Source organism: Micromonospora deserti (genome assembly GCF_003236335.1).
Taxonomy (GTDB): domain Bacteria; phylum Actinomycetota; class Actinomycetes; order Mycobacteriales; family Micromonosporaceae; genus Micromonospora; species Micromonospora deserti.
Genome location: NZ_POUB01000041.1, coordinates 1 through 23,172 on the forward strand (window position 1 = coordinate 1; position 23,172 = coordinate 23,172).

The 23,172-nt window shown below is 73.2% G+C and carries 24 protein-coding genes; 17 read left to right on the plus strand and 7 right to left on the minus strand.

All coding sequences use genetic code 11. From position 1 onward, the window contains the following. Positions 1–160 precede the first annotated feature (160 nt). Positions 161–928, plus strand: a complete 768-nt coding sequence (locus C1I99_RS09060) for an SDR family NAD(P)-dependent oxidoreductase (protein WP_111133789.1) — start codon at positions 161–163, stop codon at positions 926–928. Between the two features lie 12 nt (positions 929–940). On the opposite strand, the gene C1I99_RS09065 is transcribed toward C1I99_RS09060, so the two are convergent. Continuing rightward, the gene (locus C1I99_RS09065) at positions 941–1,165 is read right to left on the minus strand and encodes a GntR family transcriptional regulator (protein ID WP_111133761.1); all 225 of its coding nucleotides are present in this window, start codon (positions 1,163–1,165) and stop codon (positions 941–943) included. 445 nt (positions 1,166–1,610) lie between these two features. Here C1I99_RS09065 and C1I99_RS32685 point away from each other — a divergent pair, with 445 nt between their 5' ends. The 5 genes from C1I99_RS32685 (at position 1,611) to C1I99_RS09090 (ending at position 7,041) form a co-directional block, all read left to right on the plus strand. Next, positions 1,611–1,784 carry a hypothetical protein gene (locus tag C1I99_RS32685; protein ID WP_158554035.1) on the plus strand — a complete coding sequence of 58 codons (174 nt, stop codon included), beginning with the start codon at positions 1,611–1,613 and terminating at the stop codon, positions 1,782–1,784. Between the two features lie 253 nt (positions 1,785–2,037). Continuing rightward, positions 2,038–2,973, plus strand: a complete 936-nt coding sequence (locus tag C1I99_RS09075; RefSeq protein ID WP_438941395.1) for a ComEA family DNA-binding protein — start codon at positions 2,038–2,040, stop codon at positions 2,971–2,973. Beyond that, the gene (locus C1I99_RS09080) at positions 2,970–5,372 is read left to right on the plus strand and encodes a ComEC/Rec2 family competence protein (RefSeq protein ID WP_111133764.1); all 2,403 of its coding nucleotides are present in this window, start codon (positions 2,970–2,972) and stop codon (positions 5,370–5,372) included. Before C1I99_RS09075 ends, C1I99_RS09080 begins: the two co-directional genes overlap by 4 nt. 164 nt (positions 5,373–5,536) lie before the next feature. Further along, complete coding sequence (gene holA / locus C1I99_RS09085; RefSeq protein ID WP_111133765.1) at positions 5,537–6,517, plus strand: DNA polymerase III subunit delta; 981 nt, start codon at positions 5,537–5,539, stop codon at positions 6,515–6,517. Further along, positions 6,514–7,041, plus strand: coding sequence for a hypothetical protein (locus C1I99_RS09090; RefSeq protein ID WP_233512420.1), 528 nt, complete (start codon positions 6,514–6,516; stop codon positions 7,039–7,041). Before holA ends, C1I99_RS09090 begins: the two co-directional genes overlap by 4 nt. A gap of 237 nt (positions 7,042–7,278) precedes the next feature. Here the strand turns inward: C1I99_RS09090 and rpsT are convergent, their stop codons facing one another. After that, complete coding sequence (gene rpsT / locus C1I99_RS09095) at positions 7,279–7,545, minus strand: 30S ribosomal protein S20 (RefSeq protein WP_111133766.1); 267 nt, start codon at positions 7,543–7,545, stop codon at positions 7,279–7,281. 299 nt (positions 7,546–7,844) lie between these two features. Further along, positions 7,845–8,819, minus strand: coding sequence for a phosphotransferase family protein (locus tag C1I99_RS09100; protein WP_111133767.1), 975 nt, complete (start codon positions 8,817–8,819; stop codon positions 7,845–7,847). Positions 8,820–8,869: 50 nt separating this feature from the next. Here C1I99_RS09100 and C1I99_RS32690 point away from each other — a divergent pair, with 50 nt between their 5' ends. From C1I99_RS32690 to C1I99_RS09140, 9 genes are all read left to right on the plus strand, one after another. Continuing rightward, a complete protein-coding gene (locus C1I99_RS32690) occupies positions 8,870–9,040 on the plus strand; it encodes a DUF4240 domain-containing protein (protein WP_158554036.1) in 171 nt (56 codons plus the stop codon). Then, positions 9,037–9,573: a DUF4240 domain-containing protein gene (locus C1I99_RS09105; protein WP_111133768.1), complete on the plus strand. Its 537-nt coding sequence runs from the start codon at positions 9,037–9,039 to the stop codon at positions 9,571–9,573. The genes C1I99_RS32690 and C1I99_RS09105 overlap by 4 nt, the downstream gene beginning before the upstream one ends. A 206-nt stretch (positions 9,574–9,779) precedes the next feature. After that, a complete protein-coding gene (gene lepA, locus C1I99_RS09110) occupies positions 9,780–11,657 on the plus strand; it encodes a translation elongation factor 4 (protein WP_111133769.1) in 1,878 nt (625 codons plus the stop codon). 317 nt (positions 11,658–11,974) lie between these two features. Beyond that, positions 11,975–12,262: a GlsB/YeaQ/YmgE family stress response membrane protein gene (locus C1I99_RS09115; RefSeq protein WP_111133770.1), complete on the plus strand. Its 288-nt coding sequence runs from the start codon at positions 11,975–11,977 to the stop codon at positions 12,260–12,262. A gap of 208 nt (positions 12,263–12,470) precedes the next feature. Continuing rightward, positions 12,471–12,755, plus strand: coding sequence for a GlsB/YeaQ/YmgE family stress response membrane protein (locus C1I99_RS09120; protein WP_111133771.1), 285 nt, complete (start codon positions 12,471–12,473; stop codon positions 12,753–12,755). Between the two features lie 216 nt (positions 12,756–12,971). Next, positions 12,972–14,261, plus strand: coding sequence for a sugar ABC transporter substrate-binding protein (locus tag C1I99_RS09125; RefSeq protein WP_111133772.1), 1,290 nt, complete (start codon positions 12,972–12,974; stop codon positions 14,259–14,261). Further along, entirely contained in the window at positions 14,258–15,244 is a 987-nt protein-coding gene (locus C1I99_RS09130) for a carbohydrate ABC transporter permease (protein WP_111133773.1), read from the plus strand. The genes C1I99_RS09125 and C1I99_RS09130 overlap by 4 nt, the downstream gene beginning before the upstream one ends. A 23-nt stretch (positions 15,245–15,267) precedes the next feature. Further along, positions 15,268–16,098, plus strand: coding sequence for a carbohydrate ABC transporter permease (locus C1I99_RS09135; RefSeq protein WP_111133774.1), 831 nt, complete (start codon positions 15,268–15,270; stop codon positions 16,096–16,098). Positions 16,099–16,193: 95 nt separating this feature from the next. Continuing rightward, positions 16,194–16,835, plus strand: coding sequence for an MOSC domain-containing protein (locus C1I99_RS09140; protein WP_111133775.1), 642 nt, complete (start codon positions 16,194–16,196; stop codon positions 16,833–16,835). A gap of 124 nt (positions 16,836–16,959) precedes the next feature. Here the strand turns inward: C1I99_RS09140 and C1I99_RS09145 are convergent, their stop codons facing one another. The 3 genes from C1I99_RS09145 to C1I99_RS09155 form a co-directional block, all read right to left on the minus strand. Next, the gene (locus C1I99_RS09145) at positions 16,960–17,895 is read right to left on the minus strand and encodes a phytanoyl-CoA dioxygenase family protein (RefSeq protein WP_111133776.1); all 936 of its coding nucleotides are present in this window, start codon (positions 17,893–17,895) and stop codon (positions 16,960–16,962) included. 188 nt (positions 17,896–18,083) lie between these two features. Continuing rightward, positions 18,084–18,947 carry a hypothetical protein gene (locus C1I99_RS09150; RefSeq protein ID WP_111133777.1) on the minus strand — a complete coding sequence of 288 codons (864 nt, stop codon included), beginning with the start codon at positions 18,945–18,947 and terminating at the stop codon, positions 18,084–18,086. Positions 18,948–19,135: 188 nt separating this feature from the next. Further along, a complete protein-coding gene (locus C1I99_RS09155) occupies positions 19,136–19,918 on the minus strand; it encodes an enoyl-CoA hydratase family protein (RefSeq protein WP_111133778.1) in 783 nt (260 codons plus the stop codon). 19 nt (positions 19,919–19,937) lie between these two features. Between C1I99_RS09155 and hemW the strand changes: the two genes are divergently transcribed. Beyond that, complete coding sequence (gene hemW, locus C1I99_RS09160; protein WP_199562059.1) at positions 19,938–21,161, plus strand: radical SAM family heme chaperone HemW; 1,224 nt, start codon at positions 19,938–19,940, stop codon at positions 21,159–21,161. A gap of 41 nt (positions 21,162–21,202) precedes the next feature. On the opposite strand, the gene C1I99_RS09165 is transcribed toward hemW, so the two are convergent. Further along, on the minus strand, positions 21,203–21,904 hold the full coding sequence (locus C1I99_RS09165) for a DUF4870 domain-containing protein (protein ID WP_111133791.1): 702 nt from the start codon (positions 21,902–21,904) through the stop codon (positions 21,203–21,205). Positions 21,905–22,127: 223 nt separating this feature from the next. Here C1I99_RS09165 and hrcA point away from each other — a divergent pair, with 223 nt between their 5' ends. Continuing rightward, positions 22,128–23,150, plus strand: a complete 1,023-nt coding sequence (gene hrcA / locus C1I99_RS09170; RefSeq protein ID WP_111133779.1) for a heat-inducible transcriptional repressor HrcA — start codon at positions 22,128–22,130, stop codon at positions 23,148–23,150. The last annotated feature ends 22 nt before the right edge of the window (positions 23,151–23,172 follow it).

Sequence of the window (23,172 nt, forward strand, 5' to 3'; positions counted from 1 at the left end):
GCATAGGCGGACCGGGCGGTCGAGGCGCGGGCGTCGGAGAAGCGTGGCGCGCCGCCGAGCGAGCGCCCTGTCGTGGTCGAGTTGTCCTGTCGAGCTGCCCTCATGGACGGGGCGGCGAGACAGCCGGCCGCGGCGTGACGACCGATGCGTGGGGGTGGCGATGTCCTGTGTGGTGACCGGCGGCGGTCGGGGAGTGGGTCGGGCCATCGTGGAACGGCTCCTCGCGGCCGGTGACACCGTCGTGGTGATCGAGCGGGAGCCGGCGGCGGTGGCGTGGCTGAGACCGCACCCGGCCGCCGACCGGCTGGCGGCGATCGTCGGCGACGCCGCCGACGAGCAGGTCGCCACCGAGGCCGCCGAGCTGGCGGAACGGTCGGGCTCGCTGACCGGCTGGGTCAACAACGCCGCGGTGTTCCGGGACGCCTCGGTGCACTCCGCGCCGGTCGGCGAGGTGTTCGACCTGATCGGGCTCAACCTGCGCCCCGCCGTGGTCGGCGCGGCCACGGCGGTCCGCCGCTTCCTCGCCGCCGGTACCGCCGGCGCCATCGTCAACGTCTCCTCACACCAGGCCCGCCGGCCGGTGCCCGGATGTCTGCCGTACGCCACGGCGAAGGCCGCGGTGGAGGGGCTGACCCGGGCGCTGGCCGTGGAGTACGGGCCGCGGGGCGTCCGGACCAACGCGGTCGCGCTCGGCTCCGTCGCCACCGACCGGCACGCTACCTTCCTCGCCGGCCGGGAACCGGCCGAGGCGGAGTGGATCGACGCCGAGCTGACCCGGCTGCATCCGGTCGGCCGGATCGGCCGGGTGGAGGAGGTGGCGGAGGCGGTCGCGTACCTGCTGTCGCCGGCGGCGGGCTTCGTCAACGGGGTGACCCTGCCGGTCGACGGGGGACGGTCGGTGCTCGGCCTCGACCCCGAGGCCCACTGACCGCCAGTGCGGCTATTCGGCCTCGGCTACAAAGACGCCTTGCCCTTGCTGCCCGTAAATCAGGTTCCGCGTGTGCAGTTCTTTGACCGCTCGGTAGGCGGTTGAGCGGGCGACGTTGTAGATCTGGCCGATTTCCGAGACCGAGGGCAGTTGCTGGCCGGGCGAATACTCGCCGGATCGGATCTTCTGCTCGATGTCGTCGGCTACCCGCCGATAGTGGGGTGGTCTCGTTGGCATGATCGGCTCTCCTGGACTTCAGCGAGATCATGCTTTCAGGTCCGGCCATGAGCGGACAAGCCAGCAAGCCGAGCAAGTGAAGACGGTGAAGTCTTGACTACACTGAGACAGTGACTACAGTGAGACAGTGAGCGGACGCCCTGGACTTCAGCAATCCGACGGGTTCCGGTCAACCGCTGTGGAGCGGTCGACCCTCCACAGCGGGCCTCCTCCTGATCTCGCGGAAGGTCTCGGACCATGACCCATCGGCGACACCTACCAAGGCGAAGATTCTGGAAGCCCTGGAGCGAGCCGCGGTGTTCCTGCGGTTGGCCGTTTTTCTCCTCCTGCCCGGACCTGCATCCCACGGCGGTGCGCCGCACCACCCGGAACCAGCGCGCCCTCGGCTACCGCCCCGGCTCGACCACGCCTCGCCTCGGAGGACGCCGTGCCGATGGATGAGCCGGTGACGTTGTCCGAGCTCGTCTGGGCCGCGAACCGGACGATGGACATGCACTGGACCCGCTCGGAGAGCCCGTGGCAGCCCGGTGGCTGCCGGCAGTGCACCGAGGACGGTTGCCCCCAGCTCGACTGGGCCCGGAGGGTCCTGACCGACGTGCGCGCCCAACTCCTCGGGTGAGCTGCCCGCCGCCCGCCGAGCGTGCCCGCGCATAACACATCCCAGTCATGATCAGGGCGCTGTCCACAGGGCCCGCACTGTCCACAGTCGGGGTGCGCAAGGCACTCCCGGAGCGGCCACGCCGTCCTAGCCTCACGCCGTGTCGTACGACGAGGAGACGGTGGTCCGGGAGCGGCTGCGACGCCTGATGCCCGGCGCGGCCGACGGTGAGCCGGCGGTGCCGGCGGTGCGCCCGTCGAGCCTGCCGACCGCCGTGCTCCCGGCCGATCCGGTCTCGCCGGGCGAGCCGGCCGGTTTCGCTTCGCCGTCGCAGGTGGCCGCCCGGCCGCCCGGCGCCGAACCGCTCCCGGCCGTTGGTCACGCTGCTCGAACCCCGGCTGACGCTGACCGACAGCTTCCGGCCCGGGTACGGCTCGACCGGCGCCCCGGCGAGCAGGCCCTCCGGCAGGTCGGGCACCAGCCGCGGGGGGCGGCGCTCGCGGCCGATGGTCGCGAAGACCCGCCGACCGGTATCCCGCCGGACGGCGACGAGGCGGCGCCGGTGTCGTGGCTGGCCGGGCCCGGGGCGTTCGACCCGGGGCGGCGGGGCGTGCGGGCACTCGCGGTGGTCGCCGTCGTGGTCGTGCTCGGCGCCGGCTTCTGGGCCTGGCGATCCCGGCCGCACACCGAGCCGGTGCCACCGCTGGCGACGGCCGATCCCGCGGCGCCCGCGCCCGCGGCGACGGCCGCCGCCGACGCGGTCGCCACCCCGCCGGGTGAGCTGGTGGTGGCGGTGGCCGGCAAGGTACGCCGTCCCGGGCTGGTCCGGGTGCCGGCCGGGGCCCGGGTGGCCGACGCCGTGGCGGCCGCCGGCGGGGCGCTGCCCGGGGTGGACGTGGCCATGCTCAATCCGGCCCGCAAGGTCACCGACGGAGAGTTGATCCTGGTCGGCGTCGCGGCGCCGCCCGGAGCGGCCGCACCACCCCAGGCCGGCTCCGGCGCCACGCCCGGTCCGGGCGGCCGGGTCAACCTCAACACCGCGACGCTGGCGCAGCTCGACGCGTTGCCCGGGGTCGGGCCGGTGCTCGCCCAGCGCATCCTCACCCACCGCGACCAGCACGGCGGCTTCCGATCCGTCGGCGATCTCCGCCAGGTCGACGGCATCGGGGACGCCCGCTACGAGCAGCTCAAAGACCTGGTGACGGTGTGAGGGCGGCGAGTGCGCCCGGGTCACCGACCGGGGCCGACGGCGCGAGGGCTCCCGACCTGCGGCTCGCCGGCCTGGCCGTGGCCGCCTGGCTCGCGGCACTGGCCGGGCTGCAGCTCACCGCCGGCGCCACCCTGCTGCTGGCGGTGGTGGCCGCCGCGCTGGCCGGTCTCGGCACGCTCCACCTGCTCGGCCTCGCCGGCCGGCCGGCGGCACCCACCCGGCGGTACGGCTGGATCGTCGTCGCCGTCCTGCTCGGCGTGGTCTGCGGCGCGACGGCGACCGCCGCCCGGCTGGCCGCGCGCGACGCGGGGCCGATCCGCGCGCTGGCCGAGGCGCGGGCCAGGGTCGCCGCCGACCTCGTCGTCCGCGACGATCCCCGCCCGCTGCGCGGCAACCCTGGGCGTCCGGCAACGCTGCTGGTCGCGGCCGAGTTGACCGGTGTCACCGGTCCGGACGGCCGGCGGGTCGAGGTGCCCGTGCGGATCCTCGTGCTGGCCGCTGACCCGGCCTGGCGCGGCCTGCTGCCCGGGCAACGGCTGACCGCCGAGGGGCGGTTGGCCGCTCCGCGCGGCGGCGACCTGACCGCCGCCGTGCTCAGCGCGGTCGGCCCGCCGACTCGGCACGGGGCCCCGCCGTCGTCACAGCGGGCGGCGGGTCGGCTCCGCCACGGCCTGCAACAGGCCTGTGCGCCGCTGCCGGAGGCGCAGGGCGGCCTACTTCCCGGCCTGGTGGTCGGTGACACCAGCCGGCTGCTGCCGAGCGTGGAGGAGGACTTCCTCGCCACCGGCATGACCCACCTCAACGCGGTCTCCGGCTCGAACGTGGCCATTGTCGTCGGCGCGGTCCTGCTGATCGCCCGCTGGGCCCGGGCCGGGCCGTGGCTGGCCGCCGGGCTCTGCGGGCTGGCCCTGGTGGGCTTCGTCATCCTGGTGCGTCCGTCGCCCAGCGTGGTGCGGGCCGCCACCATGGGCGCGATCGGTCTGGCCGCGCTGGCGGCCGGCCGTCCCCGGGCGGCGCTGCCGGCCCTGGCCGCCGGGGTGGCGGTGCTGGTGCTGCTCGACCCGGAGCTCGCCGGTGACGCCGGCTTCGCGCTCTCCGTGCTGGCCACCGGCGGTCTGCTGTTGCTCGCACCGCGCTGGCGGGACGGGCTGCGCCGACGCGGGGTGCCGGCCGGGCTGGCCGAGGCGTTGGCGGTGCCGGCCGCCGCCCAGCTCGCCTGCGCTCCGGTGGTCGCCGGGATCTCCGGCACGGTCAGCCTGGTCGCGGTGCCGGCCAACCTGCTGGCGGTGCCGGCGATCGCCCCGGCCACGGTGCTCGGTGTGGTGGCCGCGGCGGTGTCGCCGCTCTGGCCCTCCGGTGCCGAGTTCGCCGCCTGGCTGGCCAGCTGGCCGGCGTGGTGGCTGGTCACGGTCGCCCGGTACGGCGCGCGACTGCCGGCCGGCACGCTGCCCTGGCCGGACGGGGTGACCGGTGCCCTGCTGCTCGCGGCGCTGACGCTGGCGCTGCTGGTGGCGGTCCGTCGGCCGGTGGTCCGCCGGCTGGTGGCGGTCGGCACCGTCGCCGTGGTGCTGGGCGCGGTGCCGGTCCGGCTGGTGGCCGGCGGGTGGCCGCCGGCCGGATGGGTGGTCGCCGTGTGCGCGGTCGGGCAGGGGGACACCGTGGTGCTGCCGGTGGCCGCCGGCCGAGCAGTGGTGGTGGACGCCGGGCCCGATCCGGCGGCGGCGGACCGCTGCCTGCGCCGCCTGGGCGTACGGGAGGTTCCGCTGCTGGTGTTCAGTCACTTCCACATCGACCACACCGGCGGGGTCAGCGGCGTGTTCCGGGGCCGCCGGGTCGGTGCCGTGCTGACTCCGCCGTGGCCGGAGCCGGCGACCGGGCGGGAGCTGGTGCGCGCCGCCGCCTCCGCCGGCTCGGCGGAGCTGCTGGCCGCGCCGGCCGGCTGGCGGTACCGGGCCGGCGCGGTCGAGGTGACCGTCCTCGGTCCGCCGTACCCGCTGCGGGGGACCCGGTCGGACCCGAACAACAACTCACTGGTGCTGCGTGCCACGGTGTCCGGGGTGCGGATCCTGCTCGCCGGGGACGCCGAGACCGAGGAGCAGCGGGCACTGCTGGAGCGGGTGCCGGCGGGCGGACTGCGGGCGGAGGTGTTGAAGGTCGCCCACCACGGCTCCGCCTACCAGGACCCGGCGTTCCTGGACGCGGTCCGGCCGGCGGTGGCCCTGGTGCCGGTCGGGACGGGCAACACGTACGGCCATCCCAACCCGGCTGTGCTCGCCCGGCTGGCCAGGGGAGGAGCGCGGGTGCTGCGGACCGACACCGACGGCGACGTCGCTGCCGTCGTCGGGCGTCCAGGGCTGGCGGTGGTGACCCGCGGCCCCGAGCCCGGGAGGCTGCGGTAGGGCCCGCCCGGCAGGGTCCGGCCGAAACATGACGGGCTCGGAGATCGATGATGATTCTTGGCTTTAGAGGCGTACTATCATAAATGTCTGGATTTGCACTGAGTGCGGGCTCCGCCGACGGAGTGCCGATGACCAGGCTGGATCGGGCCGCGGGCCGTGCGAGTATGGGCGGCGTGACCCCCGCCAGCCTCGCCCCCATTCTGCTCGTCCTCGGCGACGAGGAGCTGCTCGCCACGCGCGCGGTGACCGAGGCGATCGCGCGGGCCCGCAGTGTCGACCCCGCGGTGGATGTCCGTGAGTACCAGGCCGGCACCCTGGCCGTCGGCGAGATCGCCGAGATGCTCAGCCCCTCGCTCTTCGGCGGGCGGCGGGTGCTCGTGCTCCGCGCCGGCCAGGACGCCCGCAAGGACCTGGTGGCGGCCCTGCTGGCGTACGCGAAGAATCCCGACCCCGAGGTGCAGCTGATCGTGCTGCACCTCGGCGGGGCCAAGGGCAGGGCCTTCGCCGACGGGCTGAAGGCGGCCGGGGCGACGGTGGTGCCCGCCGCCAAGCTCAAGGGGCACCGTGACCGGGTGGCCTTCGTCCGCGACGAGATCCGCCGGGCCGGCGGCAAGTGCACCGATGACGCGGCCGAGGCCCTCCTCGCGGCGGTCGGCAACGACCTGCGCGAGCTGGCCTCGGCCTGCTCGCAACTGATGGCGGACACTGACGGCCGGATCGGCGCCGACACGGTGGCCCGCTACTACCGGGGGCGGGTGGAGGTGACCGGCTTCACGGTCGCCGACGCCACCATGGTCGGTGACGTCCCGGCCGCCCTGGAAGCGCTGCGCTGGGCCCTGCACGTGGGGGTCGATCCGGTGCCGATCGCCGACGCGCTCGCCGACGGCGTCCGCACCGTGGCCCGGGTCGCCTCCGCCGGTCGGGGCAGCCCCTACCAGCTGGCCAGCAGCCTGGGCATGCCGGCGTGGAAGATCGAGCGGGCGCAGCGGCAGGGGCGGGGGTGGACGCCCGAGGGCCTGGTCCGGGCCATGCAGGTGGCCGCCGAGTGCAACGCGGCCGTCAAGGGCGGCGCGGACGACCGGGCGTACGCCCTGGAGCGGGCCGTCTTCTCGGTCGCGGCCGCCCGGCAGGGTGGCGCCCGGTGAGCGGACCGCCCCGGCGTTCCTGGGCCACCGTCCAGGCCGACGGGGAGCGCCACCGTCCGCTGTACGCCCGGGTGCTCGGGCTGCGCTTCGTCAACCCGGGCGGGGTGCTCTGCTTCGTCTTCTTCGAGGGCGCCATCGCGCTCGCCGCCCTGCTCGCCCTCGCCGAGCTGGTCACCTGGTGGGCGGTGCTGATCCTGCCCGCCACCGTGGCGGTGATGGTGAAGCTCAACGACGTGGTGGCGGCGATGGTGGTCCGGTCCGCGGCTCTCGTGCCCGAGCAGGAGCGGGAGCGCTTCCGCCGGCAGATGGAGCCTGTGGTCGGGCGCGCCAAGGTCGAATGGATCACCCACGCGGTCCCGGGAGTGGTGATCACCACGGAGCCGGTGACCCGCACCGCCCGCCCCGGGCCCGGCGCCCGGTCGCGCTACGGGAACGCCGACCCCGCCGCGACGCGCGGGCTGCGCCGTGACGAGTCGTCCTTCGAGGGCGGCCCCGGCCGGAATCGGCCCCACCCGCTGGGCTGACCAGCGGCCGGCAGGGAGGCCGCGGTAGGGAGGCCGACGGCCGGGGGAGGCATTGGCCGGCAGCAGGGAGGCCACGGGCCGGCGGCAAAGGTACGAGCGGCACGGAGAAGCCGGTGGCAGGGCGTGCCGGAGGTAGACGGGTGCGCCCCGGCCGCCGGAGGTCTTCGGCCAGCGGTGGACAGGCGGAAGCCCCGGACGGTGACGTCCGGGGCTTCCGATCGGGTACGCAGCGCCTCGTCAGGCGGAGAGCGACCCCACGCGCTTGGCGATCGCGGACTTGCGGTTCGCGGCCTGGTTGGCGTGGATCACGCCCTTGCTGGCCGCCTTGTCCAGCTTGCGCGCGGCGTCCTGCATGAGGACGGTGGCCTTGTCGACGTCACCGGCCTCGGCGGCCTCGTGGAACTTGCGGATGGCGGTCTTCAGCGACGACTTGACCGACTTGTTGCGCAGCCGGCGCTTCTCGTTCTGCCGGTTGCGCTTGATCTGGGACTTGATGTTCGCCACGCGACAGCCTCGTCTTGATAGCTCGGGTTGGTCTGCTTCTGCGCGCGACGAGCAGGCGTCACCGCTGCGCGAAGAGCCAGGTTACCAGGTCGGTCGGGACGAGCCAAAACGGCTCCCGTCCGACCCGGCCCGAGCCTCGCTCCCGCGCGCCCCCCGGCGACGCCCCGGACCGGTGTTCCCGGGCGCCCAGGCGACGCCAAAGGACCGGTGCTCCCGGGCGCCCAGGCGACGCCAAAGGACCGGTGCTCCCGCGTCAGGTGGCGGCGCCGGACCGGGCGGCCGGGGCGGGCCGGTGGGGCTCAGGTCCAGCCCTGCCGCCGGGCGAGCCAGCCGAGCGCCTGCTCCCCGCTCCACCGCTGGTGCGCCGGCAACTGCGCCGAGGCCGTCGCTGGCGCCGCCGCCGCGGTGGTGAGGAAGTAGCCGGCCAGGGCGGCCAGGGTGACGTCCAGCGCGTCCGGTGGCGCGCCGGCGGCGACCGGGTGGCCGGTGAAGATCGCGTCGGCGTCCAGCCCGTCGGCATACCCACCGAGGAGCAGAGTCACCAGATCGAACCAGGCCGGCCCGCGGCAGAGCCAGGTCCAGTCGCAGAACCAGGCCCGCCCGTCCGCGTCGATCAGCACGTTGTCGGGGCGCAGGTCGCCGTGGATCAGGCCGGCCGCCGCGGCGGCGTACCCGGGGAGGCGGGACTCCAGCGCGACCAGCTCGGGCAGCCGGTGCCGTACCCGGGCGGGCAGCGCCGGCAGCGGTTCCCGGCCGGCGTGCACCTCACCCCACCACAGGATGTCCTCCCGGGCCAGGTCCGCCAGGTGGGGCAGGTCGAGGGCGACGAGGCCGGCGGGCGGGCCGGCCAGGGCGGCGGCCAGGTCGGCGTACCCGGTCAGGGCCGCGCTCAGCTCCGCCGGCACCCAGGGCAGCCGGGGCGGCCGCCCGTCGACGGCGTCCAGGCAGAGCGCGTACCAGTCCGCCTCGTCCAGCGTCCACCGCAGGCGGGGCACCGGGAGGCCGGGCGGGAGCCGGTCGAGGATCGCGGCCTCCCGTGCGTACCAGGTGACCAGCTGCGGTTGCCCGGCGGTCGCGGCCTTGACGAAGGCCCGGCCGCCGTCGGCGGTGGTGAGCACGGCGGCGAAGCCGCGGGTGAAGCCGGCGGGGGCGGTGCGGGCCGCGACGACCGGGGCGCCGAGCCGGTCGGCGAGCGCGCCGCGCAGCCGCGCTGGCAGCGCCGACCAGTCGGGCCGCCCGGCGCTTCCGGGGTACGGCGGCGAGGTCGGGGGCACGTCACCATGCTGCCCGGGTACGTGTCGTACCGCAGCGCGACACTGCCCGTGTGATCGGGACCGAGGACTTCTGGGCGTTGATCGAGGCGTCCGCCACCGCCACCGGCGCCCTGGACGGGCGACTGGCCTGGCTCACCGATCGGCTCGGCGGCCGGCCGGTCACCGCGTGGCGTGACGACAAGGGGCCCGGCGCCGGGGTCTGGGAGACTGCCAGGCCATGAGGACCGACGACTTCTGGCGGTTGATCGACCGGGCCCGGTCCGGGGGTGGGGGAGAGCCGCGGGCGGTGGCCGCGCGGGCCGTCGCCCTGCTGGCCGCGCGGGACCCGGGCGACATCGTCGGGTACGCGCAACACCAGACCCGGGTGCTCGCCGCCTCGCACCGGGCGGATCTCTGGGGAGCCGCGTACCTGATCAACGGGGGCGTCTCCGACGACGGCTTCGACCAGTTCCGGGGCTGGCTGATGGCCCAGGGGCGGGAGGTGTTCGCGCGGGCCGTCGCCGACCCGGATTCGCTGGCCGAGTTGCCGCAGGTCCGGGCCGCCTCGCTCACCGGCGAGGAGCTGGCCTGCGCGGACATGCTCGGGGTGGCTTGGGTGGCGTACCGGAAGGCGACCGCCGCGCAACTGCCGGCGGAGCGGGAGGCCGCCGCGGTGCCGGACCTCAACGACCTCTGGGACTTCGACGACGAGGAACAGGCGCGTGCCCGGCTGCCGAAGCTCGCCGCGCTCTTCGTCGAGCCGCCCGAGGAGTGACCCGGCGGAGGAGTGACCCGGCGGAGACCAGCGGGGTGGGGATCGCCGGCGGCCTCCGGCGCGGCCCGGGTGCGGGATCGCCGGAGTGACGCGATGGCCCCGGGGCCGGGGATCGCCCGCGCAGCGGGCCTGGGGCGGCGGCGTGGGAGCATAGAGGGGGCCGGCGTCGCCGGCCTGCTCACGTCAGCCGACCAGAACGGACCGCTGTGCCACCGACGCTCGATTCCGGCGCGAACGCTCCTGGTGCCACCGACCCGGCACGCATCCGGAACTTCTGCATCATCGCCCACATCGACCACGGGAAGTCGACCCTGGCCGACCGGATGCTGCAGCTCACCGGCGTGGTCGACCCCCGGCAGATGCGTGCCCAGTACCTCGACCGGATGGACATCGAGCGCGAACGCGGGATCACCATCAAGAGCCAGGCCGTCCGGATGCCGTGGACCATCCGCGAGGGCGAGCGGGCCGGCGAGCCCGCCGTCCTCAACATGATCGACACCCCGGGCCACGTCGACTTCACCTACGAGGTGTCCCGGTCGCTGGCCGCCTGCGAGGGGGCCATCCTGCTGGTCGACGCCGCCCAGGGCATCGAGGCGCAGACCCTGGCCAACCTCTACCTGGCGCTCGAGAACGACCTGCACGTCATCCCGGTGCTCAACAAGATCGACCTGCCGGCCGCCCAGCCCGAGAAGTACGCCGAGGAGTTGGCCCACCTCATCGGCGGCGACCCGGCCGACTGCATCAAGGTCTCCGGGAAGACCGGCGAGGGCGTGCCGTACCTGCTCGACGAGATCGTCCGGCAGTTCCAGCCGCCGGTCGGCGACGCCGAGGCGCCCGCCCGGGCGATGATCTTCGACTCGGTCTACGACGTCTACCGGGGTGTGGTCACCTACGTCCGGGTGATCGACGGGCGCATCAGCGCCCGGGACCGGATCAAGATGATGTCCACCGGCGCCGCCCACGAGTTGCTGGAGATCGGGGTCATCTCACCGGAGATGCAGAAGGCCGAGGCGCTCGGCGTCGGCGAGGTGGGTTACCTGATCACCGGCGTGAAGGACGTCCGGCAGTCCCGGGTCGGTGACACGGTCACCATCAACGGCCGGCCGGCCACCGAGCCGCTCGGCGGCTACAAGGACCCGAAGCCGATGGTCTACTCCGGTCTTTACCCGATCGACGGCTCCGACTACCCCAACCTGCGCGACGCGCTCGACAAGCTCAAGCTCAACGACGCCGCGCTGACGTACGAGCCGGAGACCTCGGGGGCGCTCGGCTTCGGCTTCCGCTGCGGCTTCCTCGGCCTGCTGCACCTGGAGATCATTCGGGAGCGGCTGGAGCGCGAGTTCAACCTGGACCTGATCTCCACCGCCCCGAACGTGGTCTACCGGGCCGTCCTGGAGGACGGTCAGGAGGTCGTGGTGACCAACCCGAGCGAGTACCCGACCGGCAAGATCGCCGAGGTGTACGAGCCGACCGTGCGGGCGACCGTGCTGACCCCGAACGACTACGTCGGCGCGGTGATGGAGCTGTGCCAGGGCCGGCGCGGCAACCTGCTCGGCATGGACTACCTCTCCGCCGACCGGGTGGAGCTGCGCTACACGCTGCCGCTCGCCGAGATCATCTTCGACTTCTTCGACCAGCTCAAGAGCCGCACCAAGGGCTACGCGTCACTGGACTACGAGCCCTCCGGCGAGCAGTCGTCCGACCTGGTGAAGGTCGACATCCTGCTGCACGGCGAGCCGGTCGACGCGTTCAGTGCCATCGTGCACAAGGACAAGGCGTACAACTACGGCACCACCATCGCCGCGAAGCTGCGCAACCTGATCCCGCGCCAGCAGTTCGAGGTGCCGATCCAGGCCGCCATCGGCAGCCGGGTCATCGCCCGGGAGACGATCCGGGCCATCCGCAAGGACGTGCTCGCCAAGTGCTACGGCGGCGACATCAGCCGCAAGCGCAAGCTGCTGGAGAAGCAGAAGGAGGGCAAGAAGCGGATGAAGATGGTGGGCCGGGTGGAGGTCCCCCAGGAGGCCTTCATCGCCGCGCTCTCCTCCGACTCCGGCGACGGCAAGGCGCCCGGCAAGAAGTGACGCACCGCCGGTTCGCCGGCGGACGACGGCCGGCGCCCCGGCCGGGCAGGGACGCCACCCCCGCCCGGTCCGGGCGCCGGCCGTTGCGCGTCCGGCCACCCTCGGCAGGTGATGTTCCGCCTCGCCCGCCGACCGCGCACCCGGCCGGATCGGCCACGACCGGTGGAACGGCATCGTGGGGATGGGACGGCGGTGGCCATTGACGGCCGACAACGTCGGCGCGCGCCGGGCCGGTTTGGATTTTCGGCGGGTCGGGAATTAGCGGTCACGACAGGAACGCCACGAATCGTGGACACCACTCTTGAAGGAGGGCGACCGTGGAGCTCACCGTTTGGGGCATCATCACCGCGCTCGTTGTCGGTCTCATCATCGGCGCTCTGGGTCGCCTGGTCGTACCCGGCCGGCAGGACATGCCGATCTGGCTGCACATGCTGATCGGCGTCGGTGCGGCGCTGCTCGGCACCGTCCTGGCCCGGGCGGTGGGCATCGCCACCGAGACCGCCGGCATCGACTGGGGGGAGCTGCTGGTCCAGGTCGTGCTGGCCGCGATCGCCGTGGCCCTGGTTGCCGGCGTGGGCCGGCGCCGCAGCGTCACCCACCGGTAACCGCACACCACCGAATCTCCCCCGCGAGGGTGCCCGGCCGGCCGGGCACCCTCGCGTACGTCCGGAACCGGGTCGGACGTCCGGTCCGGGGCGCACGCGCACCGCCTGTCCCGGGATGTCGGTTTGGGTCCGTCAGCGCTCGGGAACTCACCGGTCACGAGAGGAACACCGCAATCACTGACTCGACATCTCGTGAAGGAGAGCGACCGTGGAGCTCACCGTTTGGGGCATCATCACCGCGCTCATCGTCGGCCTGATCGTCGGCCTGCTGGGCCGGCTGGCCGTACCCGGTCGGCAGGACATGCCGATGTGGCTGCACATGCTGATCGGCGTCGGCGCCGCGCTGCTGGGCACGGTTATCGCGCGCGCCTCGGGCTTCGCCGAGGCCGCCGGGGTCGACTGGCGTGAGCTGCTGTTGCAGGTCGTGCTTGCCGCCGTCGCAGTGGCCCTGGTGGTCGGCGTCGGCCGGCGCCGGGGCGTCACCCACCGGTAAGAACCGCACAGTCTGAAGACGACGGGAGCCCGGCCGGCAGGCGGGGCTCCCTTCGTCTGCGTACGACCAGTTTTGCCCCACTCCCAGCCGGCTGCGATCCGCCGGCCTGGGGTACGGTCGCCTCGCTTCGCCCGGCCGGCCACTGTCGTAAAGGATTTTTTCCTACTAAGGTGCGGCGGAGAAGGTTAGTGCCAAGAGGCGCGAGGGAGATATGGCGTGAACAGGTGGAAGCGGCTGGCCCCGGTCACCGCCGTCGTGGCCTCGGCCGCGATGGTGCTGACCGGTTGCGGTGGCTCCGGTGACGACGAGGCGGCCGACAACAGCAAACTGACGGTCTGGATGATGGGCGAGGGCAGCGAGGCGCAGACCACGTTCCTCGACGGCGTCGAGACCGAGTTCCGGCAGAAGCACCCGGACACCGACGTGGTGGTCCAGTACATCCCCTGGCTCGAGGCGCCGAAGAAGTTCCAGGCCGCGCTCGCCGGCGGTGAGGGGCCGGACGTCACCGAGCTGGGCAACACCGAGACCCAGGGCTGGGCGGCGCAGGAGGCGCTGGCCGACGTGACCAACCGGATGAGCGGCTGGACCGAGGGCAAGGACATCCTGCCCGACCTGGTGAAGAATGCCCAGCTCGACGGCAAGCAGTACGGCGTACCGTGGTACGCCGGCGTCCGGGGCATCTACTACCGCACCGACTGGTTCGCCGAGGCCGGCGTCAAGCCGCCGACCACCTGGGACGAACTGGTCGCCGCCGCCAAGGCCGTGCAGGCGAAGAAGCCGGGCACCTACGGCATCGCCCTGCCGGGCAACTCCGAGCTGCCCTTCTACTCGTTCCTCTGGGGCACTGGCGCGGAGATCGCCACCCAGCAGGGCGACACCTGGAAGTCCGGCTACACCACGCCGGAGGCGCAGCGGGCGGTCAAGTTCTGGACCGACCTGGTGACCGTGCACAAGGTGGCCCCGCCGGCCGCCGCGGGCTGGAACGAGATCGACGCCCGCACCCAGTTCGCCACCGGCAAGGCGGCGATGGCCTTCGGCGGTAGCTGGCAGCAGGGCGCCATCAAGAAGGACAACCCCGAGATCGAGAAGGTCTGGGGCACGTTCCCCATCCCCGGCCCGGACGGCAAGCCCGCGCCCGCCTTCGCCGGCGGCTCCGACGTCGCGATCTGGCAGGACAGCAAGCGGCAGGACCTCGCCTGGGACTACCTGACGGTGCTGCTGAGCAAGAAGAACGACCAGGCGTTCGCCGAGAGCCTCGGCTTCTTCCCGGTCTACCAGGACCTGGTGAGTGGCGACAAGTACACCAATGACAAGATCATGGCGCCGTTCGCCACCGCGATGCAGAACACCAAGCTCACGCCGCTCACCCCGAAATGGGTGGAGGTCAGCCGGACCAAGACGGTGACCCAGGCGATGAACAGCTCGGTCATGAAGGGTCAGAAGACGGTCGAGAAGGCCACCGCCGACGCGGCCGCGGAGATGGAAAGCATCCTCAACGCCAAGTGACCACGCTGACCGAGACGCCGGAGACGTCCGCCGCGCGGGAGACCCCCGCGCGGCGGCGTCGCCGGGTGGACCGCCTGCCCTACCTGCTCCTCCTGCCCTGCCTGGTGATCATCGGGGTGCTGCTGCTCTGGCCGCTCGGCCAGGTGGTGGCGATGTCCTTCTACCGGCTGAACAACGTCCGGCAGCTGCGCGGCGACCGCGAGTGGCCGTGGGTGGGGCTGGCCAACTACGTCGAGATCCTCGGCGACCCGTTCTTCCGCACCGTGCTGCGCAACACGGTGCTCTTCGCCGCGGCCAACGTGCTCCTCACGATGGTTCTGGGCACCCTGGTCGGGCTGCTGCTCAACCGGCTGGGCCGGAAGATGGCCGCCTTCGTGGCCAGTTGCGTGATGCTCGCCTGGGCCACCCCGGCGCTGACCGGCACGATCGTCTGGAAGTGGATCTTCGACGACACCAGCGGCCTGGTCACCTGGCTGTTCAACGCGCTGCCCGACGGGTTGTCGCAGAGCCTCTTCGGGCACAGCGACTGGACCGGCTACGGCTGGTTCAACTCGCCGCTGCTGTTCTTCTCGATCCTCACCCTGGTGGTGGTCTGGCACTCGTTCCCGTTCATCGCGGTCAGCGTGCTGGCCGGGCTCAAGAGCGTACCGAGCGAGCTGCACGAGGCGGCCCGGGTTGACGGGGCCGGGCCGTGGAAGGTGTTCTGGAAGGTCACCTTCCCGCTGCTGCGGCCGGTCTTCGGGATCCTGATCGTGCTCTCCACCATCTGGGACTTCAAGGTCTTCACCCAGCAGTTCGTGCTGGCCGGCGGCACCCAGGACCGGCCGACGTTCATGCTCTCCATCTATTCGTACGCGGAGGCGTTCTCGCCCCCGCCCAAGTACGGGCTCGGCGCGTCGATCGCGGTGATCCTCACCCTGATCCTGCTGGTGGTGACCGGTCTCTACGTCCGCATGGTGCTCAAGCAGGAGGAGGACGCGTGACGCGGCGCGCAGCAGGGGCGGGCGTGAAACGGCTGGCCCTCAACGGCGCGGGCCTGCTGGTGGCGCTCTTCGCCGCCTTCCCCGTCTACTGGATGATCGCCACCTCGCTGAAGCCCAGCTCGGAGATCTTCTCCAGCACGCCGCGCCCGATGCCCGCGGAGCCGACCCTGGAGCACTACCGGCAGATCCTCACCGGCAACCTCATCCCGGGCGTGACCTTCGCCGACTTCTTCCTCAACAGCGCCATCGTGGCGGTCTCCACGGTGCTGCTCAGCGGGCTGGTCGCGCTGCTGGCCGCCACGGCGGTGGCCCGGTTCCGGTTCACCCTCCGGACCAGCTTCCTGATCATGCTGCTGGTGGTGCAGATGATCCCGCTGGAGGCGCTGGTCATCCCGCTGTTCCTGATGATCCAGCGGCTCGGGCTCTACAACACGCTGCCCAGCCTGATCCTGACCTACCTCGGCTTCTCGCTGCCGTTCGCGGTCTGGATGCTGCGCGGTTTCGTCGCCGCGGTGCCCAGGGAACTGGAGGAGGCCGCGGCGATCGACGGGGCCAACCGGGCGCAGATCTTCCGCCGGATCCTCTTCCCGCTGGTGGCTCCCGGCCTGGTCGCGACCAGCATCTTCTCGTTCATCACGGCGTGGAACGAGCTGATCTTCGCGCTGACGTTCATCAACGACCAGGAGCGGTACACGCTGCCGGTGGCGATGACCTTCTTCTTCGGCCGCGACGACACCGCCTGGGGCCCGGTGATGGCCGCCTCCACCCTGTTCACCCTTCCGGTGATCGTGTTCTTCCTGCTGGTGCAGCGTCGGATGGTGTCCGGCCTGGTCGCCGGCGCCGTCAAGGGCTGACCCGGCTGGATCGTCCGGCGGCATCAGCGGCGGCGGAGCCCGGGACGCGGACAACGGCGCGGAGGGCGTGGCGGGACCGGGCTAGGCTCACCGCCATGACGGGCAGGGTGGCATCGGTGAACCTCGGCATCGTGACCGAGGCGAAGTGGGCGGGCGACGCGAGCGGCCGTAGCGGGATCGACAAGCGGCCGGTGGACGTCCCGGTGCTGCTCCGCGTCGACGGGGTGGCCGGCGACTTCATCGGCGAGCGCGCCCACCACGGCGGCCCGGACAAGGCGGTCTACGCGTACGCCGAGGAGGACGCCGCGTGGTGGGCGGCCGAGGTCGGCCGGAGTGTGCGCCGCGGCGCGTTCGGCGAGAACCTGACCACGTACGCGGTGGAGGTGACCGGTGCGGTGATCGGCGAGCGGTGGATGATCGGTTCGGCGGTACTCCAGGTGACCATGCCGCGCACCCCCTGCACCACCTTCGCCGGCTTCTGGGGGATGCCGGATCTCATCAAGCGGTTCACCGCCCGCGGGACGCCCGGGGCCTACCTGCGGGTACTGGTCGAGGGCGAGGTGGGTGCCGGCGACCCGGTGGAGGTCGTCGACCGGCCCGCGCACGGGGTGACCATCGGTGAGGTCTTCCGGGCGACGACCCTGGAGCCAGACCTGCTGCCCCGGCTGCTGGCGGCGGACGACCTGCCCGAGCCGGTCCGGGAGAAGGCGCGCCGCCGGCTCGCCGCCCACGGCTGACGGTCACCCGAGGGACGGCACCGAGCGGGCCGCGACGCCGCCGGGTGCCCGGCGGCCCGGACCGCAGCGGGCCTCCTGCTCCGCGCGACGCGGTGGCAGGAGGCCCTCCCTCACGAGCGGGACGTCAGCGCAGCCAGGGAATGCTGCGGTCGAGCAGGCCGCGCTGCTTGAGCTCCTTGCGCAGCGGGATCTCGTCGTCGATGTAGCCGTCCCAGTTGATGCCCCAGTAGTTCGCGGTGTGTGTGCCCTCACCGCAGAGCTGGCGCTGGACCGGGGTGCGGTTCGCCCACCACTCGCCGTCCTTGTCGATGTGCAGCTCGTCCAGCGGGCGGATCCACCGGTAGGTGTAGCCGACGAAGAGCATCTTGCGGGTGATCGTCGACAGGTTGGTGGACCGGGAGTGCCACTGGCGGCGGTCGAAGATGAAGGCGTCACCGGGGTTCGCGGTGATCTCCACCGTGCCCTCCGGGTCGGGGTTGTGCACCGAGGTGTCCGCCGGCCGGGGCAGAGAGTTCCACAGGTGGCTGCCCGGGATCACCTTGGTGGCGCCGCGGCCGTTCTCCGAGAGGTCGGAGAGCACGTAGGCGACCTTGAGGGAGAACATCGGCCGGGGCAGGTTCGGGTCCATCGTCTCCGGGTCGGAGTTCTGCCGGTACCCGTCCTGGTGCCAGCCCCAGTACGGCTTCTCCGGCTCCAGGGCCGGCGGGGTGACGTCCAGGTGGTTGTGGTGGGTGTAGATGTTCCACCCGGCCAGGCCCCACATGTAGGGGAAGGCGATCGGGTGGGTCAGCAGGTCGCCGAAGAGCTCGTCCCGCTCCAGGAAGCCCAGCAGGTGCAGGGTGCCGTCCTTGGTGGTGTTGCCCTTGGCCTTCTCCTCGGCGTAGACGCGGTCAACCGCCGCCTCCAGCGCCGCCCGGTGATCCTCCGTCAGGACGTTGCGCAGCAGCAGGAAGCCCTGCTCGTGGAACTCCTTGCGGTCGATGTCGCTGATCGGCTCGTAACCGGTCCGGTCGCCGTAGTCGAACGCCACGTCGTACCCCTCCCCATGAGGTGAAACCATTTCTGGCACAGGCCGCCGATCGTAACGCGCTGATTCCGCGGCGGGGTACCGCCCGGGGTGGTAATGCGGGCGGCTCCGACCATCGGGAACGGCACCGCTACCCAGGGTGAGGAAAGTGGGGTGAGAAGTGGGCTATCAGGGGAAAGGTTGGATTGTGCGGTGACTGCGGGTAAGAAGATCCGGGTCGCTCATGCCTCGGCGAATACCTCGGCGACCACCCGGTCGGCGCTGGGAGCAGCCCCGCCCACCGGGTTCCACGTGCCCTCCCGGGCCGTCCACTCCAGGCCGCCGAAACGCACCCGCTTGACCCCGTGGTCGTGCGCGTGCGAGACCAGCCAGTGCGCGTACCGCCAGCCCCGGCGCTCGTCGGCGGCGGGCACGGACAGGCCGGTCACCTCCGCTGCGGAGGCTGCCGCGGCCAGCCCCCAGTCGAGGGTCAGACCACGGGTCAGCGCGGCCGCGGCGGCCTCGCCACGCATCACCGGATCCCCGCCGACCGTGCAGGCCACCGCCCCGGTGGCGTGCCCCAGCAGGGCCCGGGTGAGCACCTCCGACTCGTCCGCCCACTTCTGGTAGGCCTCCGGGAAGGCGGAGCGCTGCACCTTCTGGGCCGCGTCGGTGACCCGCATCCGCTCCCAGCCGCGGACCTTCTTCAACGCGGCGTAGAACCGGTTCGCCGCGTACCGCGGATCCCGGATCTGGGCCGGGGTGCCCCACCCCTGGCTGGGACGCTGCTGGAACAGGCCCAGCGAGTCACGATCCCCGCCGGCGAGGTTGCGCAGGCCGGACTCCTGGTAGGCGGTGGCCAGCGCCACCACCACGGCCCGCTCGGGCATCTCGCGCTGGATGCCGATCGCCGCGATGGTCGCCGCGTTGGCCATCTGGTCGGCGTCCAGCGCCACCCGGCCATCGGCCTGCACCGTGCACGTCCGGCTGGTCAGCGGGAGGCGCAACCGCTCCCCGAACTGCCGGAAGACGATCCAGATCCCGACCACGGCGACGAGGACGAGGACCACACCGCTCCCCACGACTGCCCGAGTTCGCACCCACACCCCCTGTTCGACAGTCCGACAAGCGTACGTCCCCCGTGGCACCCTCCGGGTCGTCCGACCGGTTCCCGCCCGCTCCGCCGGCTGTCAGCGGGCCAGCGGGACGGCCGGCGGCGGGTCGGACGCCAGGGGCCGGACCGCCCACCGGCGCCGGTGCCCGCCTTCCCCGCCCCGACCCGACGGAAACGCCGTCACCGCGCCGGCACCCAGCTGGCGTCCCGTTTCTCCCGGAACGCCAGGACGCCCTCGCGTCCCTCCGCGGAGAGGAAGTAGCCGGTGGAGACGGCGGCCAACTCGGCGATCTCGGCGCGCAGGTCGGCGGCCACCGGGCGGCGCAGCAGCTGCTTCGCTCCGGCCAGCGCGCCGGGAGCGCCGCGGACCAGCGAGTCGCAGAACCTCGCCACCGCCGCATCCAGGTCGGCCGCCGGCACGGCCGCGGTGACCAGGCCGACCTCGGCCGCCCGTCGCCCGTCGAACGTGTCCCCGGTCAGGTAGAGCTCGGCCGCGGCCCGGGGGTGCAGCCGGGGCAGCACGGTCGCCGAGATCACCGCCGGGATCACCCCGATCCGCACCTCGGTGAAGGCGAAGGTCGCCTCCTCGGCGCAGACCGCCAGGTCCGCCGCCGCGATCAGACCCAGACCGCCGGCCCGGGCCGGACCGGCGACCCGGGCCACCACCGGCTTCGGGCACTCCCAGACCGCCGCCAGCACGTCGCCGAGTATCCCGGCCGGCATCGTCCCGCTGGCGTACGCGGCGGCGGTCTCCTTCAGGTCCGCCCCCGAGCAGAAGACCGGGCCGGTGTGGTCGAGCACGACCACCCGGACGGCGTCGTCGGCCACCGCGGCGGCCAGGCCGGCGAGCAGCTGGGTCATCAGCGAGGTGGAGAGCGCGTTGCGGTTGTGCGGGCTGTCCAGGGTGAGGGTGGTCACCCCGGCGGCCGTGGCGACCCGTACGAGCGCGTCGGGAGAGGTCATGCCGGGCACACTAGTGGCCATGCCCGGCGTCCTTCCAGAAGGCGAACCCGTCCCCGTCGACGGCTCGCTGCCCGCCACCGCCACCCGCGCGGTCGGCGCCCGCGGCTTCGGGGTGTACGTGCACGTGCCGTTCTGCGCCAGCCGCTGCGGCTACTGCGACTTCAACACGTACACCGCGGCGGAGCTGGGCGGCGGCGCCAGCCGGGCAGCGTACGCCGACGCCGTGCTGGCCGAGCTGGCACTCGCCGGCCGGGTGCTGGGCGACACCCCGCCGCCGGCGGTGGACACGGTCTTCGTGGGCGGCGGCACCCCGACCCTGCTCCCCGCCGACGACCTGGCCCGGATCCTGGACGGCATCGACCGCACCTGGGGGCTGGCGCCCGGCGCGGAGGTGACCACGGAGGCCAACCCGGAGTCGGTCACCCCCGGGTCGCTGAAGGCGCTGCGGGCGGCCGGCTACACCCGGATCTCGCTGGGCATGCAGTCCGCCGCGCCCGGGGTGCTGGCGATCCTCGACCGGACGCACCGCGCCGGCCGGGCCACCGAGGCCGCGATCGAGGCGCGCGAGGCCGGGTTCGACCACGTCAACCTGGACCTGATCTACGGCACGCCGGGGGAGCGCGCCGAGGACTTCGCCGCCTCCCTCGACCAGGTGGTGGCCGCCGGGGTGGACCACGTCAGCGCGTACGCCCTGATCGTCGAGGACGGCACCCGGCTGGCCGCCCGGATGCGCCGCGGCGAGCTGCCGTACCCCAGCGACGACGTCGCCGCGGACCGCTACCTGGCCGCGGAGGCCGCCCTCGGCGCGGCGGGTTTCTCCTGGTACGAGGTCTCCAACTGGGCCCGCACGCCGGCAGCCCGGTGCCGGCACAACCTGCTCTACTGGACCGGCGCCGACTGGTGGGGTCTCGGCCCGGGGGCGCACAGCCACGTCGGCGGGGTGCGCTGGTGGAACGTCAAGCACCCTGCGGCGTACGCGAGGCGGCTGGCCGCCGGGGAGTCGCCCGGCCTGGCCCGGGAGGTGCTCGCCCCCGCCGAGGCGCACATGGAGGACGTCATGCTGCGGCTGCGGCTCGCCTCCGGGCTGCCGCTGGACGCACTCGACCAGGCGGGGCGGACCGCGGCCCGCCGGGCACTCGCCGACGGGCTGCTGGCCGGCCCGGAGTTCGCCGCCGGCCGCGCGGTGCTCACCCTGCGCGGTCGGCTGCTGGCCGACGCCGTGGTGCGCGACCTGCTGCCCTGAGCCGCGTGGCCGGGGCCGGCCGGGGGAGCGGCCGGCCCGGGTCACTTCGTGAAGCTGTATGCCATCGGGTAGCGGTAGAGCACGCCCTCGTTGGCCTTGACCCCGCCGATGATCCCGAAGATCAGCGGCACCAGCCACACGAGCATCGGGATGAAGAACAGCAGCCCGCAGGTGATTGCGGTGAGCACCCAGCTGAGTACGCTGACGACCGCCCAGGTGATCTGGAAGTTCAGCGCCGCGACCGCGTGGGCCCGGACCGCCGGCGACTGCTGTCCCCGGGTCATCAGCGCGATCAGCGGGGCGACCCAGCCGAGCAGGCCGCCGCCGACGACCACCCCGAGCGGGCCGCCGAAGTGGGCGATCAAAGCCCAGTTCTTGTCCTCGTTGGTGGCGTAGCCGGTCGTCGGGGCGCCGTAGCCGCCGGTCGGCGCGCCGTAGCCGCCGCCGGTCGGATAGCCGACCCCCGGCGGAGGGTAACCACCCGGCGGGGGATAGCCACCCGGCGGGGGATAGCCACCCGGCGGGGGATAGCCACCCGGCGGAGGGTAGCCGCCCGGCGACGGCTGGTCACCGGTGGGCGGCGGATAGCCACCGGGCGGGGGATAGCCGCCCGGGCCCGATGCCCCGGACAGTGGTGCGGTGGGTTCGTCCGAGCCGGAGGCGTGGGGGCCTCCCGAGGAAGCGGCCGGATCCGGCTGGGCGCCGGGGTCGCCCGCGCCCGGGGGGCGAGGTGGTTCAGTCATGAAGGTCACGGTAGGGGGAGCCAGCAAGGCCGCGAAAGAGCGACACCGACCGGCTTGCCGGGACGATCGGCCCGGTTCCGCCCGCGGCCGGCGGGCGCACCGGTGGTCCGTCGTTGATCATCGCGTCGGCGGGCCCCCCGACGTAGACTGGCACTCGTTACAGTCGAGTGCCAGGATGCCTGGCAGCGCGCCGCGGGCCGACGTGCCACAGGAGGTGGGGAGGATGGGTCTCGACGACCGCAAGCTCGCCGTGCTCCGCGCGATCGTCGAGGACTACGTCGCCACGCAGGAGCCCGTCGGCAGCAAGGCGCTGGTCGAGCGGCACCAGCTCGGAGTCTCCCCGGCGACGGTCCGCAACGACATGGCGGTGCTGGAGGAGGAGGGCTACATCCGACAGCCGCACACCAGCGCCGGCCGGGTGCCCACCGACCGCGGCTACCGGCTCTTCGTCGACCGGCTGTCCCGGGTCAAGCCGCTCAGCCCGGCCGAGCGCCGGGCGATCGAGCGCTTCCTGGTCGGCGCGGTCGACCTGGACGACGTGGTGCACCGCACCGTCCGGCTGCTGGCCCAGCTGACCCGGCAGGTCGCCGTGGTGCAGTACCCGAGCCTGGCCCGCTCCACGGTGCGCCACCTGGAGCTGGTGCCGATCTCCACCACCCGGCTGATGCTGGTGATGATCGCCGACACCGGCCGCGTCGAGCAGCGGCTGGTCGAACTGCCCAGGCCCATCCCGGCCGACGACGTCATCGACCTGCGCCGGCTGGTCAACGAGAAGCTGGTCGGCACCCGACTGTCGGAGACCCCGCCGCTGGTGCAGGCGCTGGTCGACGAGTCGGTGCCGCACCTGCGGCCGGCCATGGCCACCCTCTCCACCGTGCTGCTGGAGACGCTGGTCGAGCGGCACGAGGAGCGGATCGCGCTGGCCGGCACGGCCAACCTCACCCGGGGCGGCCTGCTCGACTTCCAGGGCTCGCTGCGCCCCATCCTGGAGGCGCTCGAGGAGGAGGTCGTGCTGCTCAAGCTGATCGGCGAGGCGGAGCCGAGCACGACGCGGGTGCTCATCGGCGACGAGAACGAGATCGACAATCTCCGCGCCGCCTCGGTGGTCAGCACCGGGTACGGCCCGGGATCCACCATCGTCGGTGGTCTCGGCGTGCTGGGGCCCACCCGGATGGACTACCCCGGCACCATCGCCACCGTGAGGGCCGTGGCACGCTACGTGGGCGAGCTGCTGGCCCAGAACTGACCAGTCAGGGCCGACGGCCGGC